This is a genomic window from Amycolatopsis melonis (assembly GCF_040064235.1).
Lineage (GTDB): Bacteria > Actinomycetota > Actinomycetes > Mycobacteriales > Pseudonocardiaceae > Amycolatopsis > Amycolatopsis melonis.
Genome location: NZ_JBDZYD010000017.1, coordinates 1 through 18108, shown reverse-complemented (window position 1 = coordinate 18108; position 18108 = coordinate 1). Strand labels below are relative to the sequence as shown.

The 18108-nt window shown below is 72.8% G+C and carries 15 protein-coding genes; 10 read left to right on the top strand and 5 right to left on the bottom strand.

The window, feature by feature from the left end; genetic code table 11:
• The first annotated feature begins 74 nt into the window (after positions 1–74).
• Positions 75–2000, top strand: coding sequence for a heavy metal translocating P-type ATPase (locus ABJI51_RS37585; protein ID WP_348955911.1), 1926 nt, complete (start codon positions 75–77; stop codon positions 1998–2000).
• Positions 2001–2076: 76 nt separating this feature from the next.
• Positions 2077–2247 carry a hypothetical protein gene (locus ABJI51_RS37580; protein ID WP_348955910.1) on the top strand — a complete coding sequence of 57 codons (171 nt, stop codon included), beginning with the start codon at positions 2077–2079 and terminating at the stop codon, positions 2245–2247.
• Between the two features lie 9 nt (positions 2248–2256).
• Here ABJI51_RS37580 and ABJI51_RS37575 read toward each other — a convergent pair whose 3' ends face one another.
• A complete protein-coding gene (locus ABJI51_RS37575; protein WP_348955909.1) occupies positions 2257–3120 on the bottom strand; it encodes a LysR family transcriptional regulator in 864 nt (287 codons plus the stop codon).
• A gap of 13 nt (positions 3121–3133) precedes the next feature.
• The gene (locus ABJI51_RS37570; protein WP_348955908.1) at positions 3134–3799 is read right to left on the bottom strand and encodes a TetR family transcriptional regulator; all 666 of its coding nucleotides are present in this window, start codon (positions 3797–3799) and stop codon (positions 3134–3136) included.
• A gap of 75 nt (positions 3800–3874) precedes the next feature.
• Between ABJI51_RS37570 and ABJI51_RS37565 the strand changes: the two genes are divergently transcribed.
• Complete coding sequence (locus ABJI51_RS37565) at positions 3875–4360, top strand: SRPBCC family protein (RefSeq protein ID WP_348955907.1); 486 nt, start codon at positions 3875–3877, stop codon at positions 4358–4360.
• A gap of 6 nt (positions 4361–4366) precedes the next feature.
• Here the strand turns inward: ABJI51_RS37565 and ABJI51_RS37560 are convergent, their stop codons facing one another.
• Positions 4367–5275, bottom strand: coding sequence for a LysR family transcriptional regulator (locus tag ABJI51_RS37560; RefSeq protein WP_348955906.1), 909 nt, complete (start codon positions 5273–5275; stop codon positions 4367–4369).
• Positions 5276–5388: 113 nt separating this feature from the next.
• Between ABJI51_RS37560 and ABJI51_RS37555 the strand changes: the two genes are divergently transcribed.
• Entirely contained in the window at positions 5389–6468 is a 1080-nt protein-coding gene (locus tag ABJI51_RS37555) for a tartrate dehydrogenase (RefSeq protein WP_348955905.1), read from the top strand.
• Between the two features lie 115 nt (positions 6469–6583).
• Here ABJI51_RS37555 and ABJI51_RS37550 read toward each other — a convergent pair whose 3' ends face one another.
• Positions 6584–7282, bottom strand: a complete 699-nt coding sequence (locus ABJI51_RS37550; RefSeq protein WP_348955904.1) for a GntR family transcriptional regulator — start codon at positions 7280–7282, stop codon at positions 6584–6586.
• Positions 7283–7381: 99 nt separating this feature from the next.
• Between ABJI51_RS37550 and ABJI51_RS37545 the strand changes: the two genes are divergently transcribed.
• Genes ABJI51_RS37545 through ABJI51_RS37520 form a run of 6 tightly spaced genes read left to right on the top strand, consistent with a single transcriptional unit; the run spans position 7382 to position 13450 of the window.
• A complete protein-coding gene (locus tag ABJI51_RS37545) occupies positions 7382–8641 on the top strand; it encodes an MFS transporter (protein WP_348955903.1) in 1260 nt (419 codons plus the stop codon).
• On the top strand, positions 8638–9609 hold the full coding sequence (locus ABJI51_RS37540; protein ID WP_348955902.1) for an NAD(P)-dependent oxidoreductase: 972 nt from the start codon (positions 8638–8640) through the stop codon (positions 9607–9609). The genes ABJI51_RS37545 and ABJI51_RS37540 overlap by 4 nt, the downstream gene beginning before the upstream one ends.
• Complete coding sequence (locus ABJI51_RS37535) at positions 9591–10973, top strand: acyclic terpene utilization AtuA family protein (RefSeq protein ID WP_348955901.1); 1383 nt, start codon at positions 9591–9593, stop codon at positions 10971–10973. The genes ABJI51_RS37540 and ABJI51_RS37535 overlap by 19 nt, the downstream gene beginning before the upstream one ends.
• On the top strand, positions 10966–11280 hold the full coding sequence (locus tag ABJI51_RS37530) for a DUF4387 family protein (protein ID WP_348955900.1): 315 nt from the start codon (positions 10966–10968) through the stop codon (positions 11278–11280). The genes ABJI51_RS37535 and ABJI51_RS37530 overlap by 8 nt, the downstream gene beginning before the upstream one ends.
• A complete protein-coding gene (locus ABJI51_RS37525; RefSeq protein ID WP_348955899.1) occupies positions 11277–12089 on the top strand; it encodes an alpha/beta fold hydrolase in 813 nt (270 codons plus the stop codon). The genes ABJI51_RS37530 and ABJI51_RS37525 overlap by 4 nt, the downstream gene beginning before the upstream one ends.
• Before the next feature lie 11 nt (positions 12090–12100).
• On the top strand, positions 12101–13450 hold the full coding sequence (locus tag ABJI51_RS37520; RefSeq protein ID WP_348955898.1) for a DUF6351 family protein: 1350 nt from the start codon (positions 12101–12103) through the stop codon (positions 13448–13450).
• Positions 13451–13488: 38 nt separating this feature from the next.
• Here ABJI51_RS37520 and ABJI51_RS37515 read toward each other — a convergent pair.
• Positions 13489–18108, bottom strand: a 4620-nt coding sequence (locus ABJI51_RS37515) for a DUF6531 domain-containing protein (RefSeq protein WP_348955897.1), incomplete at its 5' end; no start/stop codon positions are given.

The window sequence follows — 18108 nt, the reverse complement described above, 5'->3', positions numbered from 1 at the left end:
ATGAGTGAGGCGTGTTGCGGACTCGCCGGGGAAGCTGGGGCGTTCCCGGAGATCCGGTTGGCCGGGGAGCCGGGATGAGTGACGCGTGTTGCGGGCCCACCGGGGAGCACCACGAGGAAGCCGGCTCGTTCTGGCGGATCCCGGAGATCCGGCTGGCCGCCGTCGCGGGCATCCTGCTGCTCGGTGGCTTCGCCGCCGGGTGGCTGGACTGGCGTCCCGGGCAGACCGGGCTGTACCTGGCGGCCGCAGCCCTCGGCGGCTGGACCTTCGTGCCCGGCACGCTGCGTGCCCTGCGTGAGCGGCGGATCGGCGTCGGCACCCTGATGACCGTCGCGCTCGCCGGGGCCCTCGTGCTGGGCCAGTTCGCCGAGGCGGCGATGCTCGCGTTCCTGTTCTCGATCAGCGAGGCCCTCGAGGACTACTCCCTCTCGCGCACCCGCCGGGGACTGCGGGCCCTGCTCTCGCTCGTGCCGGAGGAGGTGCGCGTCGTGCGCGGGGGCCGGGAGTCGGCGATCGCGCCGTCCGAACTCAGGGTTGGCGATCGCATGCTGGTCCTTGCCGGGGAACGGATCGCCAGCGACGGGACCGTCGTGAGTGGACTGTCCGCAGTGGACATCTCCGCGATCACCGGCGAGCCGGTGCCGGTCGAGACCGGGCCGGGTGACGTCGTGTACGCGGGCGCGATCAACGGTACCGGCGTGCTCACCGTCGAAGCCACCGCCACCGTGGCGGACAACTCGCTGGCCAAGGTCGTCCGCGTCGTCGAGGACGCGCAGCGGCGCAAGGGTGCCCGGCAGCGGCTGGCCGACCGCATCGCCCGCCCGCTGGTGCCCGCGGTGATGGTGCTGGCGGTGCTGGTCGCCGGGCTCGGGGCGCTGCTCGGCGACCCGGTCACCTGGCTCGGACGCGCCCTGGTCGTGCTGGTCGCCGCGGCTCCGTGCGCGATGGCGATTTCGGTGCCGGTGACGGTGATCGCCGCGGTCGGGGCGGCGAGCCGGTCCGGTGTGCTGGTCAAGGGCGGCGCCGCGCTGGAGACGCTCGGTGCCGTCCGCACCGTCGCGCTGGACAAGACCGGGACGCTCACCCGCAGCCGTCCGGTGGTGACCGAGATCGTGCCCGCCGGCGGCGCCACCGAGGCCGAAGTGCTGGCGGTGGCGGCGGCGCTCGAAGCGCGAAGTGAGCATCCGCTGGCCGCGGCGGTCCTCGCGGCGGCCGGTCCGCCGGGCGTGGCCGACTCGGTCGTGACGGTGCCCGGTGCGGGGCTCGAAGGCGTCGTCGCCGGAACTCCGGCCCGGCTCGGCAAACCGGACTGGATCGGGGCCGGTGCCCTGGATACCGAGGTAACCCGGCTGACCGGCAGCGGGACGACGGTCGCGGCCGTCGAGCGCGGCGGTGTCCTGCTGGGACTGATCGGCATCCGCGACGAGCTGCGTCCCGAGGCCGCCGGGGTGGTGGCCGAGCTGCGGGACGCGGGGATCGCGGTGGCCATGCTCACCGGCGACAACGCCCGCACGGCCGCGGCACTGGCGGCGCAGGCCGGGATCACCCGGGTGCACGCCGAGCTGAAGCCGGCGGACAAGGCCGAACTCGTGCGCAGCCTGCAGGGCGGCCGCGGCGCGGTGGCGATGCTCGGCGACGGTGTCAACGACGCCCCGGCCCTCGCGACGGCCGACGTCGGGATCGCGATGGGCGCGATGGGCAGCGACGTCGCGATCGAGACGGCGGACGTCGCCCTGATGGGCACCGACCTGCGCCACCTTCCGCAGGCACTGCGGCACGCCCGCCGCGCGCGCGGGATCATGCTGCAGAACATCGGCCTGTCGGCGGCGATCGTGCTGACGCTGGTGCCCCTGGCGGCGTCCGGCGTGCTGAGCCTGGCGGCGGTGGTGTTCGTCCACGAGCTGGCCGAGGTGTTCGTCATCGCCAACGGCATCCGCGCCGGCCGCCTGCGCCGGGCCGTAACCGTCCGGAAAGGACAGTGCGCGTGCGCGGGCTGCTGATTCATCGATCCGGGAGCTGAATCCCAGCGATTCTTTGCGCTGGTGGCCGGGGGTGTGGCGGGCGAATACTCGGGCCATGCCCAAGGAAACGGACACCGCGAGAACGGACCTCGTCCGGCTGATGCGCCACTTCGGAGTTCGCGCGCTGGTACTCGCCGGGATCGCGGCGGTGGCGGGGTTCACCACGGTGGCGCTGGCGCTTGCGGTGGCCGGGTTCGCCTTGGTTTACGCGCCGGTCCGGGAGTAGTGGCGCGGCTCAAGCCAGCAGGTGCGCCAGAAGTGCCCGCGCCGCAGGGTTGGCCGGGGTCGGGCTGCGGCCGGCCAGGTGGATCGCGCGGCCGAAGGACGGCTGCTCGAGCCGCGCGTACGGCAGGCCGGACTTCGTGGCGACCGGCTCCGGGACGATGCTGACCCCGAGCCCCGCCGTCACCAGCTCGACCAGCAGCGGCATGTGGGTTGCCTCGCACACGCGGTTCTGGCGGATCCCCGCCTCGGCGAACCGGCGGGCGACCATCGTCTGGATGCCGCTGCCGCTGAAGTCCAGGAACGGCTCGTCGTCCAGCTCGGCGAGGCGGACCCGGCGGCGGCGGGCCAGGCGGTGACCCGGGTGGCACAGCAGCACCAGATGCTGGCTCCACTGCGCGAAACTGACCAGCTCGCCCGGCAACGGCTCGGCGGCGGCCAGGAACGACAGGTCCAGCTCGCCGTTGCCGACGCCGGCCACCAGGTCGGGCACCGTGCTCTCGCGCACGTGGATCCGGACGCCGGGGTGGCGCTCCCGGAACTGTCCGAGCTTGGCGGGCAGGTTCACCACGGTCAGCGTCTGGATGGTCCCGATCGACACCCGCCCGCGCGTCAGCCCCGCGACGGCCGCCACCTCGCCGCGTGCCGCCTCGACGTCGGCGACGATCCGGTGTGCCAGCGGCAGCAGCGCCTGCCCGGCTTCGGTGAGCGCCACCCGGCGCGTCGTCCGGTCGAACAGCGGCGTGCCCAGCTCGCGTTCGAGCTTGCGGACCGACGCGCTCAGCGCCGACTGCACCACGTGCACCTCCTGCGCCGCCGCGGTGAAACTCCCGCTGCGCACCACGGCCAGGAAGTGCTCGACCTGCCTCAGCTCCACCCCGGCGACTCTATTACCCCGGGATCGCCACGGCCGGGAACGTCGCCAGGCCGCGCTCCAGCAGCGCGGCCGCCCGGCGCACGTCGCCGGTCACGGCCGAGAGCGCGTCCTCGATCGGGACGCCGGGACGCAGGTGCGTCCGCAGCGCACGGAACTGGATGCGCCACAGCCCCAGCAGTGCGGCCGCGGTCGCCTGGGGTTCGGGGTCGGTGGGACGGCAGCCGGCCCGCGCGGCCAGGACTTCGGCCGCGACGTCGGTGCAGCGCTCGGTGACGTCGCTCTGGTACGCACGCAGGGACGGGCTGTCGCGGATGAGGTCGCCGAAGCGGTGATAGCGGGCCAGCGCCCGCGCCGGGTCGCGCGCGGCGGCCAGGCTCGCGCCGAGGGCGCGCAGCTCCTCGTCGAGGACGTTCAGCATCGCCGTGACCGGGGCGACCCCCGGGTCGGCCAGGTGGGTGCGCAGCGCGTCGGCCGTGTCCGCCAGCTGGTCCATGACCAGGGCTTCCTTGGTGGGGAAGTAGTTGTAGACGGTCTTCTCGGACACTCCGCACGCTTCGGCGACGTCCGCGACCCGGACCGCGTCGAAGCCGTGCTGCAGGAACATCTGCGCGGCGGTGTCGGACAGCCGGCGCCGCATGGCCCGCTTCTTGCGCTCGCGAAGTCCTTCCCCGCTCGTCATGGCGTCAGGCTACGGCAGTGACAGAAAAAGTTCTGCTACTGTAAATTTACAGTCACTGAATCCAAGGAGTGCGCCATGGCCGAGTTCAAGATCGTGTGCGAGTACCCCCATCCGCCCCGGAAGGTCTGGCGGGCGGTGACCGACCCGGCGCTCATCCCGTACTGGACCTCGACCGGCAAGGGGGCCAGGGCGGAGGGGTTCGAGCCGGTGCCGGGCACGCGGTTCCGGTACGTCGCCAAGCCGGTGCCGGGCTGGCGCGGGATCGTCGACTGCGAGGTGACCGAAGTGCGCGAGCCGGAGCTGCTGGCCTACACGTGGGCCGGCGCGGAAGGGGAGGTGCCCAGCCACGTCCGCTACCGGCTGGAGCCGGTGGCCCGTGGCACGCGTTTCACCTACCACCACACGGGATTCACCGGCATCGGCGGGTTCGTGATGGCGAGGGTGCTCGGCTCGGTCCGGCGCAGGATGCTCACCGTGGGCCTGCCCGCGCTGCTCGCCGAACTGGACGACGCGGGAGTGCTGCACCCCGGCGCCGCCTTGCGACTGAAGACCACTCGGTGACCGGTGCTAGTCCGGCCCGGCGAGCCGGTCCGGGAGCCGGGCGGCCAGGTGCCGGACCAGCTCGCCGACCCGCCGGGGCACGTGGCCGTCGCCGTCCCAGAGCGCGTAGATGTCGGCCGGTGGCGTCGGCACCGCGGGCAGGACGCGGACCAAAGCGCCACTCCGCAGGTACGGCCGGACCTGCCACTCCGAACGCATGATCACCCCGTGTCCCTGCAACGCCCAGGCGGTGACGACGTCGCCGTCGTTGCTCGCCAGACGGCCGCGCACGTGGACCTGGCGGGGGTTGCGCGCGTCGCCGAAACGCCACAGGGCGAAGTCGCCTTCGTTCTCGCGGAGCACGATGCAGTCGTGGCCGTCGAGGTCTTCCAGCCGCTCCGGCAGGCCATGACGCTCCACATAGGACGGTGCGGCGCACGGCACGCGGCGGTTCTTCGCCAGCCGGCGCATCCGCAGCGAGGAGTCCGGCGGCTGTCCCACGTGGACGGCCACGTCGAACTCGCGCCGGTGCGGGCGCAGGGGAAGCGCGGACGTGCGCAGCCGGACGGCCAGCCGGGGATGCCGGGCGGTGAACTCGCCGAGCAGCGGCGCGACGTGTGCGCGGCCGAGGCCGAGGGTGGCCTGGACCACCAGGGAGCCGCGCAGGTCGCCGGAGCGGTGGGTGACCTGGTCCTCCAGCTCGCGGAGGTCGTCGAGGATCGTCTCCAGGCGCGCGGCGAACAGCTCGCCTTCGGCGGTCAGCGTGATCCGGCGCGGGCCGCGGTGGACCAGGCGGACGTCCAGCCGGCGTTCCAGCGCGCCGAGGCGCTTGCTGACGACCGGGAGCGAGCAATCCAGCTCCCGGGCCGCGGCCGTGAGCGTCTCGCTGGCGGCCACGACCCGGAAGAAGCGCAGGTCGTCGATCGAGGTGGTCATCGCTGCCTTTCCCGGAGCGAAAGGCCGGGTTGCCCCGGCCGTCCTTGTCGGACCCCGTCCCCGCCGGACAGGGTGGAAGTGCTTGCGCAGGACGAAGCCGACAGGAGCCTCCCATGTCCCAGTGTCACCGCGTCGCGGTCATTCCCGGCGACGGCATCGGTCGCGAGGTCGTCCCGGAAGGACTCCGGTGCCTGCAGGCCGCCGCCGGCGTCCACGGGTTCATGCTGGAGACGGTCGAGTTCGGCTTCGCCTGCGCGGAGTACTGGCAGCGGCACGGCGAACTGCTTCCGCCGGACTGGAAGGACGTCCTGGGCGGCTACGACGCGTTGTTCTTCGGCGCGGTCGGGTGGCCCGAAGTGGTGCCCGACCACATTTCGCTGTGGGGCAGCCTCCTGGAGATCCGCCGGGGGTTCGACCAGTACGTCAACCTGCGGCCGGTCCGGCTGCTGCGGGGCGTGCGCAGCCCGCTGCGCGACCACGGGCCGGGCGACATCGACTTCGTCGTGGTGCGGGAGAACACCGAGGGCGAGTATTCGCGCATCGGCGGCCGGATCTTCGAGGGCACCGACCGCGAAACGGTGCTGCAGGAGACGGTGCTGACCCGGATCGGCGTGGACCGCGTGCTGCGGTACGCCTTCGACCTCGCCGCCGCCCGGCCGCGACGGCACCTGACGTGGGCGACCAAGAGCAACGGCATCGCGGTGTCGATGCCGTACTGGGACGAGCGCGCGGCGGCGATGGCCCAGCGGTATCCGGACGTCACCGCGGACAAGGACCACATCGACATCCTGGCGGCGAAGTTCGTCCTGCGGCCGGGGCAGTACGACGTCGTGGTGGCCGGCAACCTCTTCGGCGACATCCTGTCCGACCTCGGACCGGCCTGCGCGGGCACGATCGGGATCGCCCCGAGCGCCAACATCAACCCGGACCGGACGTGGCCGAGCCTGTTCGAGCCCGTCCACGGGTCCGCACCGGACATCGCCGGCCGCGGCATCGCCAACCCGGTCGGCCAGATCTGGAGCGGCGCCATGCTGCTCGACCACCTGGGCGAGCAGGCCGCCGCCGCGGGGATGGTCGCGGCGATCGAGAAGGTGCTTGCCGGACGGCCGGAAGTGCTGACCCCCGACCTGGGCGGACCGGGCACGACGGAGAGCTTGGGGAAGGCGATCGCCGAGGAGATCGCCGCGGGGTAGCCGGTCCACGGTCGTGGCAGACCGCCCAAGCCCGCGATGCGCTGGTTCGGCTTCGGTGAGTGACCTTTGCCGGGGCACCCTCGCCGGCTGGGCCGGGTGCGGCACCGGCGTCCGGTCAGGAATGCGGTGCCAGCAGGTCCCCGAGCCCGCCACGGGCGTCCTCGACGACGAGGGCTTCGGCCGCCGCCGAGTCGCCGGCGCGCAGGGCGCGCACCAGCGCCCGGTGGCTGCCGTAGCGGTCCAGGCCGAAGCGGTCGTTCTCGCCGATCCGCTCGATCAGCCGGGCGCGGCGCTCCGGTGCGGAGAACACCCGCGTCTGCCCGAGCAGGCGGACCAGGACCGGGTTGCGGGCGCACGCCTCGACGGCCTCGTTGAAGCGCTGCATGGTGTCCAGCAGCCGGTCCAGGTGGCGGGACACCTGCTCGCCGGCCTGGTGCCGCTGCCGGATGACGATCAGCAGGTCGTCGGCCTCGTCGAGGACCTCGTCGAGGTGGTCGAGCTGGTCCGGGGTCGCGTGCCGCGCGGCGAAGCGGGCCACCATCCCGCGCAGGGCGACTTCCACCTCCGCGAGGTCCTGGATCGCCGCGTCGCCGAAGGCCGCCACCTGGACCGTCCGGGGGCCGGTGCGGTCGAGGAGGCCGTCCTGTTCCAGTCGGCGGATGGCCTCGCGGACCGGGGTCGGGCTCACCGCGAGCCGCTCGGCGAGCCCGCGCTCGGTGACCTTCTGCCCGGGCCGCAGCTCACCGGTCGCGACCGCGTCGCGGATCGCCCGGTACGCGCGGTCGGCCAGCGTGCCGGTCTTCACGTCTGCCATGGCGACACCCTATCGGCCATGGCAAAACCTTGATGCAACTATTGACCATCTTGCTATAGCAAAAGTAGCGTGGCGCACGGCCGACAGGGAAGGTGCCGGATGACGACGTCGAGCACGCAGCGCACGCGGACGGGGCGGATCACGTTCTTCGTGGCCCTGGCGGTCTTCGCGCAGGAGTCGATGTGGAACCTCTACGACTCGCAGGTCCCGCCGTTGCTGCGCGAGCACATCGGCAGCGCCGCGCTGATCGGCCTGCTGATGGGGATGGACAACGTGCTCGGCATCTTCCTGCAGCCGTGGATGGGCAACCGGTCCGACCGCACGCGCACCGCGTGGGGCAGGCGCATCCCGTACCTCGTCGTGGGCATGCCCGTGGCCGCGTTGCTGTTCCTCGCCATCCCGCACGCCGCGGCCTCGGTGCCGCTGCTGATCCTGACGATGTTCGGCTACGCGCTCGTCGCGAACTCCTTCAAGCCGATCGCCGAGTCCCTGCTGCCGGACTTCGTCCCGCCCGAGCGACGCAGCCGCGCCAACGCCGTCGTCAAGATCGCGTCGAGCCTCACGGTGATGGTCGCGGCCCTGATCAGCATCTTTCTCGTCGACACGCATCCGAAGCTGTCGTTCGCGATCCCGCCGGTCCTGATGGCGGTGTCCCTGGTCGTGCTCGTCGCCAACGTCCGCGACAGCCGGTCACCCGCCTACCGCGCCGCGCTGGCCGAGGACGGCGAGGCCGCGCCCGCCGGGCGGGTGCGCGACACCGTGCTCGACATCGTCCGCGACAGCGACCGCAGCCGGCTGCTGCTCATCGTGGCGATCCTGCTGTTCGGCGGGGCGTGGGCCGCTTCGCGGGCCCTCATGACGCCGTACGGCATGGAGGTGCTGGGCCTGTCCCGCGGTGCGGCGGGCGGGCTGACGCTGCCCAGCGGCTTCGCCTTCATCGTGGCCGCCTACCCCGTGGCCCGGCTCGCCGAGCGCTTCGGACGGCTGCGCGTGATGACGGCCGGGATGAGCGTGTTCGCCGCGGGCCTGGTGCTGGGCGCCGTCGCAGGCACGCCCGCCGGCGTCGTCACCGGCCTCTGCGTGGCGGCCGCTGGCGCGTCCTCGTTCCTGGTCAACGCGGTCGTCGTGCTGTGGAACCTCGCGCCGTCCGGCCGGGTGCTCGGCACCTACACCGGGCTGTACACGGTCGGCTGGGTGAGCGGCGGCTTCCTCGGGCCCGCCGTGGCCGGCGGCATGGTGGACCTGACCGGCTGGTCCCTGCTGCTGGTCCACGTCGCGATCCTCGCGCTGCTCGCCGTGGCGGCGGTCGCGCGGGTCGGCGTCCTGCAGCGGCGCGCCACCGCCGGGCGGGCGCTGTGACCGGGCGCGTGCTGATCACCACCGACTACCTGCGCCCCGGCGACGACGTCGACCGGTTCCTTCGCCGCGCAGGCCTGGAAACCCGGCACCTGCCGATGATCGGTCCGCGGGATCCCGCTGAACTCGCCACGGCGCTCGCCGAGGCCGACGCGGCGCTGGTGGCCAACGAACCGCTCACCGCGGACGTGCTTTCCCGCGCGCCCCGGCTGCGGGTGATCGTGCGGACCGGCGTCGGCCACGACTCCATCGACCTCGCCGCCGCGACCCGGCTCGGGATCAGCGTCAGCACCCTGCCCGGCGTCAACGCCAACGCCGTGGCCGAATACACCCTCGGCCTGCTGCTCGCGGGTGCCCGGCGGCTCGTGCAGTCCGCGCAGGGCGTCGCGCGCGGGGAGTGGCCGCGCGAGGACGGGCACGAGCTGCGCGGCTCGACACTCGGGCTCATCGGGTACGGCGCCGCGGCGCGCGCGGTGGTCCCGCTGGCGCGCGCGTTCGGCATGACCGTCGTCTGCACGACGAACGTGCCGGCCCGGGATCCGCACGTCCGGTTCACCGGGCTGCCGGAGCTGCTGTCCACTTCGGACTACGTCTCCGTCCACACGGCACTGACCGAGCGGACACGGGGACTGCTGGACGCGCAGGCGTTCGCCCGGATGAAGCCGGCCGCCCTGCTGGTCAACACCGCGCGCGGCGCCATCGTCGACGAGGACGCGCTCGTCGCCGCCGTGCGCGCCGGGCGGATTGCCGGCGCGATGCTCGACGTCGTGGCCGAGGAGCCACTGCCGGACGGCAGCCCGTTGCGCGGCGTCGACGGCATCGTCGTCTGCTCGCACCTGGCCGGGCAGACCGCCGAAGCCCGCCGGGCCGCGGGGCTGCGCGGCGCCGAAGAACTGGTCGCCGCGCTCGAAGGACGGGCGCGGTTCGCGATCGACGCGGAGAAACGAGGAACATGGACACCGAACCGGTGAAGTCCGTCCGGGTACTGGCGCCGAGCGGCATGCTCGGGGCGGGCTGGGACCACGCGACGATCGAACGCGGCATCGCCCTGGGCGCCGACGTCATCAGCATCGACGCCGGGTCCACCGACTCCGGCCCCGCCTACCTCGGGTCCGCGACGGCCAAGACGACGGCCAGGGCGGTGGCCCGCGACCTGCGCAGCCTGCTGACGGCCGCGGCAGGCGCGGGCATCCCGCTGATCGTCGGCTCCTGCGGCACGAGCGGGACCGACCGCGGGGTCGACTGGGTCGCCGGGATCGCCGCCGAGGTCATGGCCGAGGAGGGCCTGGACCTGAAGGTGGCCCGGATCTACAGTGAACAGGACGCCGCCGTGCTCAAGGAGTACCTCGACGCCGGCCGGATCCACCCGCTGCCGCCACTGGGACAGCTGCGGGCCGAGACCCTGGAGAGCTGCACGCACATCGTCGGCGCGATGGGCCACGAACCGATCGTCGAGGCACTGCGGGCCGGTGCCCAGGTCGTGCTCGCCGGGCGCGCCACCGACACCGCGGTCGCGGCCGCCTACCCGCTCATGCTCGGCATGCCCGCCGGACCGACGTGGCACGCCGCCAAGATCGTCGAGTGCGGCGGCCAGTGCACCAGTGATCCGCGGGCAGGCGGCGTCCTCGCCACCATCGACGCGGGCGGGTTCACCGTGGAGCCCCTGGATCCCGCGGTGGCGTGCACGCCGATCTCGGTGGCCGCGCACATGCTCTACGAGACCGCGGACCCCTTCGAGATGCGGGAGCCCGCCGGCACCCTCGACGTCCGCGACGCCCGCTACACCGCAGTCGACGACCGGATCGTCCGCGTCGAGGGCTCGCGGTTCCACACCGCCGGGCAGTACACGGTCAAGCTGGAAGGCGCGCGGATGACCGGCTACGAAACCGTGTCGTTCTCCGCGATCCGGGATCCGCGCATCCTCGGCGGCATCGACGCGTGGGCGGAACTGATGCGCGGGATGATCACGCAGCGGGTGCGCCAGACGCTGGAACTTGCCGACGACGAGTACGCCTTCGACCTGCGGCTCTACGGCCACAACGCCGTACTGGGCGAGCTGGAACCGGAAGCCGGGCCACCGCGCGAAGTGGGGGTGATGCTGCTCGTGAACGCCCCGGACCAGGCCACCGCCACCGCCGTGGCCAAGGTCGCGAACCCGCTGATGCTGCACCTGCCCGCACCCGGGATGCCCTACCTGCCCAGCTTCGCCTTCCCGTTCTCGCCCGCGGAGACCGAGCGCGGCCCGGCGTACGAGTTCGTGCTCAACCACGTCGTCGACTGCGCCGCACCGGCCGAGCTGTTCCGGATCGAGCTGGGGGAGAAGACCCATGCCTGAAGTGACACTGGCCGACCTCGCCCATGAGGTCCGGGCGAAGAACGCGGGCCCGTTCTGGGTGACGCTGGAGGTGTTCCTGCGTGACGCCGGCGGCTACCGGACCGCTGTGTCCACTGTGGACGAGGGCGTGATCGCGCGGCTCTACCACGTCGAGGCGGGCACCGTCCGGCTGTTCCGGATCCCCGCGCTCAACGTCGTGAAGATCTCCTTCCCGCGCCCGGAAGGCCAGGGCTCGCTGCGCGACCGTGACGTCCACAGAGGACAGCATCACGTCCCGCTCGCCGGGCTGCGGGTGGGGCACCCGTGATCCGGGTCGCGGACCTGCCCGCCGCGCACCCCGGCCGACGGCTGCTCACCAAGCGCACGCCGTTCTTCGCCGCGCCGGGCGAGCCGCGCTGCGGCTACTGCGCCTACGTGCCCACGAGCTGGACCCCGGACGACGAACTGCCGGTCCTGGTGGCCGTGCACGGCACCGGGCGCAGTGTCGGGGAACTGCGCGAGGGACTCATCCCGTTCGCCGAACGCCACCGGCTCATCGTCGTGCTCCCGCTGTTCCCGGTCGGCGTCGGCGAGCCGGACGACGTCCACGGGTACAAGGTCCTCGACGCCCACGGCGTCCGGTACGACCTGGTGCTGCTGGACATCCTGGCGGAAGTGCGGCACCGGTGGAACGCGCGGATCGGGACCGTGCTGCTGTGCGGGCATTCCGGCGGCGGCCAGTTCGCCCATCGCTTCCTCTACCTCCATCCCGGCCGGGTCGCCGGCGTCGCGGCCGGCGCGCCGGGCGGGGTGACCCTGCTCGACGACACGCTGGCCTGGCCGCGCGGCGTCGCCGACACGCGGGAGCGGTTCGGGATCACCGTCGACCCCGCCGCGGTCGCCCGGGTGCCGGTGCTGCTCGTCATCGGCGGCGACGACGACGGCCGGGCCGACCTGGCCGCCATGGGCGACCACGGGCACAGCCGCCCGGAACAGCTGGACCGGCTGGCCGCCGACCTGACCCGGCACGGCACCGCGGTCCGGACCGTCGTCGTCCCCGGGGTCGGGCACAGCGCCGCGGGCACGCGCCCGCCGGTCCTCGACTTCTTCACCGGCCTTCTCCCGGCCCTTCGATGAAAGGTGACTCCTTGCCGAAGTTCGTCCCCGCGGCTGTGCTCGTGGCTGCCCTGCTGGGTACCGCGGCCCCGGCCCACGCGAGCCCGAGGTTCCCGGAGATGCCGTGCCCGGCCGGGCTGGCCGCAACCTGTTACTCCGGTCAGGACGCCAACGGCGCCTACTACACGATCGCCGTCCCGGAGCGCTGGAACGGCGCGCTCGTCGTGCACGCCCACGGCGGTCCCGCGATGTCCTACAGCCCGGCCACGACCACCGAAGATCTGACGGAATGGGCGATGCTGGTCCGGGAGGGCTACGCGTGGGCCGCTTCGTCGTACCGGCGCGGCGGATACGGCGTCCGGATGGCCGCCGCCGACACGGAAAACGTGCGCCGCCTGTTCGCCGGCCGGTTCGGCCGTCCCGCTCGCACGTACGTCCACGGCCAGTCGTTCGGGGGCAACGTCGCCGCGAAGGTCGCCGAGACGTACGGCGGCTACGACGGCGTGCTGCTGACCAGCGGCCTGCTGGCCGGTGGGTCGCGCGGGTACGACCACCGGGTGGATCTGCGGGTGGTGTACCAGTACTACTGCCGCAACCTCCCGCGCCCGGACGAGCCGCAGTACCCGCTGTGGCAAGGACTTCCCGCGGACTCGCCGCTCACGCCGTCCGACGTCCTGGCCCGCCTGCGGGAGTGCACCGGCACCGCGGCCGCCCGGACACCCGCCCAGCAGCGCAACCTGGACGCCATCACCGCTGTCACGGGCATTCCGGAACGGACGCTGCCGACGCACCTGCAGTACGCGACGTTCCTGTTCCGGGAGATCGTGCAGCGGCTCGGCGGGCGCAATCCGTTCGGCACCACCGGCGTCCGGTACTCCGGCTCGCCCGACGACCGGGCACTGAACGCGGGCGTCGCCCGGTTCTCACCCGACCCCACCGCCCGGCGGGACCTGTCCTACGACAGCGATCTCACCGGCCGCGTCCCGGTGCCGGTGCTGACGCTGCACGCGATCTACGACCCGTCGGTCTTCGTCGAGCACGAGTCCGCCTACCGGGCGACGTTCGAGGGAACCGGGCTGGTCCAGACGTTCACGCGCGAGTCCGGGCACGACGGGCTGAGCGCCGCGGAGTACGCGAATTCCCTGGCGGCGCTGGACGAGTGGGTGCGCACCGGACGCAAGCCGTCCCCGGCCTCGATCGCGAGTTCCTGCGCCAGGTTCGACGGCGTTTACGGAGGCGGGTGTTTCTACGACCCGGAGTACCGGCCCGCGCCGTTCGCCACCCGGGTCCGGCCACGTCCGGGTGGCCTGCGGTGGCCGGTCATGACCGCGGCGCAGGAACGGGCGTGGAGCCGGATCGACGGGGTGGGCATCGCGCCCTGACTGCTGCTGAACGGCTCACCCGGGCGATCACCACCGGCTCAGCGGGTTGCCCTGTCCCAGATCACCACCGGCGGTGCGTCCGGGTAGTCGGTGTCGTGCGCGATGACCCGGTTCACCTTCGGGTTGTGGCGCAGGATCGGGAACTCGTCCATGTCGAACACGTTGTTGGGACGGCGGGAACCCAGCTCGTCGCCCATGCCGGGCCAGCCGCTCGACTTGCCCGGGGTGTTCGGCAGGGCGATGTGGACGTCGCCTTCCGCGTTGTGGGCCAGTGCCTTCGACGCGTCCTTCCAGACCTTCTCGCCGTTGGGGTGGTTGTCGGCGAACTTCGGCATCTCGATGTCGTTGTCCTTGAGGATGCCCTCGAGGGTGTTGCCGCCGTTCTTCTTCGCCAGGTCGATGGCCGGGACCTCGATCGAGCCGTGGTACTTCGAGTCCGTGATCGTGGTGCCGGTCACCGGGTCCTGGACCGAGTCCTTGATGTGGCCGCCGGACCAGAACCAGGACTTGTCCTTGCCCGGCGCCATCATCTCGTCCCACTTCTTCGAGAACTCGGCGTACTGCTCGTCGGTCATGTTGTGCGGGCGGATCTTGCCGTCGGGGTCGCGGAACTCGGCGAGGCCGTCCGGTTTCTTCGCCCCCGGCGGGAGTTTCCCCGCGTCGCCGCCGCCCGCCGGGCTGTCCGGGGCGCCGGCGCCGCCCGTCTTGCCGCACGGGCTGCTCACCAGGCCCAGCGGGTCGCTCTCCAGGTGCGGCTGCGCGACGTACCCCACCGGGTCGGGCGCCGCGGCCAGGCCGAGCGGGTCCTGGCTCAGGTACCGTCCCGTCCGCGGGTCGTAGTAGCGGTAGACGTTGTAGTGCAGCCCGCTTTCGGTGTCGCGGTACTGGCCCGGGAACGCCAGGGGCATCGGCGCGGTGCCCGCCGTCGACGGCAGCAGCTCGCCCCAGAAGCTCGTACGGGCCTGCCAATCGATCGTCCCGTGCTCGCCGACGAGTTCCGTCGGCGTGCCCGCCGGGGACGTGACCACCGTGTGGAACCGCACCCCCGGACCCTGCTGCTCGACCTGGACCACCGGCCGACCGTCGTCGGGATGCCGTTCCCAGGTCAGCACCCGCGTGCGCCCGTCGTCGGTCACCTCGATCTCCTCGACCAGCTCCGCGCCGCTCCAGACGAACCACGTCTCGGCGGTCTGCCGCAGCGTGCCGCCGGGGCCGGGCTCCCAGCGGCGCTTGGCGAACCGCCGTCCGAGCGGGTCGTAGCGGTAGGTCCAGACGGACCCGTCCGGCGCGAACACGGTGCTCAGCCGGTCCAGCTCGTCCCAGGCGAACCGCCATTCCTCCGCGCCGGCCGGGGTGATCCGCACCCGGCTGGTCAGCCGGCCCTGCCGGTCGTGGCCGTAGTGCGTCCCGCCCGCCTCCACCAGCGTGTTGCCGCGGTACACCCGCGGTCCGGACGGCGACGACGTCAGCGTCCCCGCCGCGTCGTAGGCGAAGTGCTCGACGCCGTCGGGGCCACGGACCTCCGTGACCCGCCCCGCCGGGTCGAACCCGAACCGGACCGGCTGCGCGTCGTCGATCGCGGTGAGCCTGCCGTCGGGGGAGTAGGTGTAGGCCCGGCGGCCCAGGCCGGTGATCACCTGCTCGGCCAGCCGGTCCCCGGCGTCGAAGACCTGCCGCAGGACCACCTCGCCGTCGACCGTACGGGCAGTCTCGCGGCCGGCTTCGTCGTACTCGAACGCGATGTCGTGCCCGGCGATGCCCAGTGACACGGGACGGTCGCCGTCGTACCGCCACTCACTGTCCATACCGGACAGTGTGGTGCGGCGGACCGCGGCGGCGTCGTACGTCCAGCGCACGCCGAGCCCGTTGAGCGTCTCCTCGCGCACGCGGCCGCGTTCGTCCCGCACGATCTGCAGCACCGAGCCGTCGTTGACGGCGTACTCGAGCTGGCCCAGCGCGTCGTAGGCGTATCCGGTGACGCCGCCGGCCGTGCGGCGCTCGACGACGTTGCCGAGCGAGTCGTACCGGTATTCGGTGACTTCGCCGAGGCCGTTGGTCATCCGGCGCAGCTGGCCGGCCGCGTCGTAGGCGTAGGTCAGCCGCCGTCCGTCGAAGTCGGTCTCCTCGACCAGCCGCCCGGCCGGGTCGTAGGTGTAGCGCCAGGTCAGGCCGCGCGGGTTGGTCACCTCGACCAGGCGCAGCTCGGCGTCGTAGCGGTAGGCCGTGCGCGCGCCGGCGGCGTCGATCTCCTCGACCGGCAGGCCGAACGGGCCGTACGTGCGCCGGGTCGTCCGCCCGGCGGCGTCGCGGTACTCGACGACGCGGCCTTCGCCGTCGTGCCGCCAGCTCTCCCGCTCGCCGCGCGGGCCGGTCCGCCACGACAGCAGCCCTTCGGCCGTCCAGCCGAGCCGGGACGGGCCGCCGGACGCGGTGTGCACCAGCCGCGGCCTGCCGAACGGGTCGCGGTCGCCCGGCCGCGCCGCCGCGGTGAGCACCGGCTCGCCGCCGAGAAGGTCGGCCGGGCCGTCGACGCGCAGCCGGGTGGAGACGCCGGGCAGGGCGGCGACGGGGTCGGCCGCCGGGACCACGGCGCGCGCGTCCCCGGCCCGCAGCTCCAGCTCGCCGGACCCGGCGGGCGTCAGCCGCACGACGGAACCGTCCGGCCGCGTGACCGTGGTCAGCACGCCGTTTTCGTAGCCGTAGAAGGTGATCCGCCCGAGTTCGTCGGTCTGCGACTGCAGGTCGTCCTCGCGCGTCCACGAGTACCGGCGGGTGTGGCCGAGCGGGTCGGTCCGCTCGACGAGCCGTCCGGCCTCGTTCATCCGGTAGGTCCAGGTGTGGCCCAGCGCGTCGGTGTGCCGGGTGGTCCGGGTGGCGGTGTCGTAGGCGAACGTGCTGTCGAGGTAACGCTCGGCGCCGACCGTGCGCACGCAGCGGCCTTCGGCGTCGTAGACGTACCGGTACCAGGTGCCGGTGCGGTCCTGCCAGCCGACGATCCGGTCGGCGGTGTCGTAGTCGAGGTTCACCGGGCGCCCGGCGAACCCGGCGATCTGGGTCAGCTGGCCGAGCCGGTTGTAGCCGAACCGGGCGACCGGCGCGCCGCCGGGCACGCCGAGCGCGGCGATCCGGCCGTCGCCGGTTTCGACGCTGATCTCGGTGCCGTCGTCGCGGCGCAGGAGCCGCGGGGCGCCGTTCTCGGCGTGTTCGATCGTGGTGCGGGAGCCGTCCTGCTCGATGAGCGTCAGCGGCAGCACGCGGCCGTCGCCGTCGAATCCGAGGTCGCGGTCGCCCATCGACAGCCGGTAGCCCTCGGCGGTGCGGCGCAGCGGGTGGCGCGGCCCGGCCAGCGGCAGCACGGGCTCCTCGCCGGTGGGCAGCGGGTAGCGCAGGATCATGCCGTCTTCGGAGAAGAACCGGACGCCGTCGCGGCCGACCTCCAGCCGCTGGTCCAAAGTGGACGTCCAGGAGCGGCCGAACCACCGGCCCGCACGGTAGGACGACAGGTGCGTGCGCGACAGCACCAGCTCGCCCGCGTCGCCCGGCAGGGTCAGGTCGACCTGGCGCAGGATGACCTCGCCGGTGGCGACGTCCACCGGGTCGGAGACGCAGACCTTGTTTTCGTCCGGCACCGAGCGCTTGTCGTCCGGCGCCGTGTGGGAACTGTCGCCCTGGGAAGTGCCGCTCTTGGAGGTGCCGCCGCCCGGGTCGGCCTTCGGCGGAGGCGGGGTGTCGGCCGGTGGGTCGTTCTTCGGTGGCGGATCGGCCTTCGGCGGGTCGGTTTTGGTTCCTGCGGGGTCGGTTTTGGCGCCGGAGGTGGTGGTGGCGTCCCCACCCCCCTTCCCGCCGTGGGTGTCGATGCCTTTGGGGTTGCCGTTGATGTCGGTGTGCTTCGGCGCCGGGGCGGCCTTGCCCGGTTTGATGTTGCGCAGGGCTTTGGCGGCGTCGGAGAACAGGTCCCCGGCGCGTTTGAGCAGCGGAATCAACGCCTGCAACGCTTTGACGAGGCGTTTGACCAGATCAGCGATCTTGGAAGCGGTTTTGACGACGGCGTTGATGACCTGGGGGACGACCCAGGTCATCCCGATGCCGAGGGTGAACACCACCTGCAGGGCCCAGCTGATCAGATGCCCGACCAGCTCGGCGATGATGTCGCGCACCAGCGCCCGCACCGCCGCCACCACCTCACCAGCGGTCTTCACCCCACTCGAGGCACCCTCACACCCCTTCTGCGCCGTCTCCAGCAAGGTGACGGTGTCTTTGGCGCGTTGGCGGTAGGCGTCAGCGGCGTTGCCGGTCCAGGTCGCGGTGTCCGCGGTAACCATCCCGGTCAGATCGACACCGATGGCGCCCAGTTCGGTGGCGACGTTGGCCCAGGTCTGTGCCTGGGCGGCGATCTCGTCGGCGTTGCCGGTCAACCCGTTCAACGCTTCTTTGAGGGGGCCGACGTGTTCCATCAGCCACCCCACCCCGGCAGCCAGGATCGCGCCGAAGGGGTCCATCGCCATCGACAACGCATCCAGCGCCGTCCCGACCGCCCCCAACGCCACCGACGCCCAGTCCCCGCTCTCGATCGCCGACTTCAGATCCGCCGCCGACTCCAGCAACGACACACCCGAATACGCCTTCGTCGAGTCCTGGGTCTCCGCGACCAACGGGTT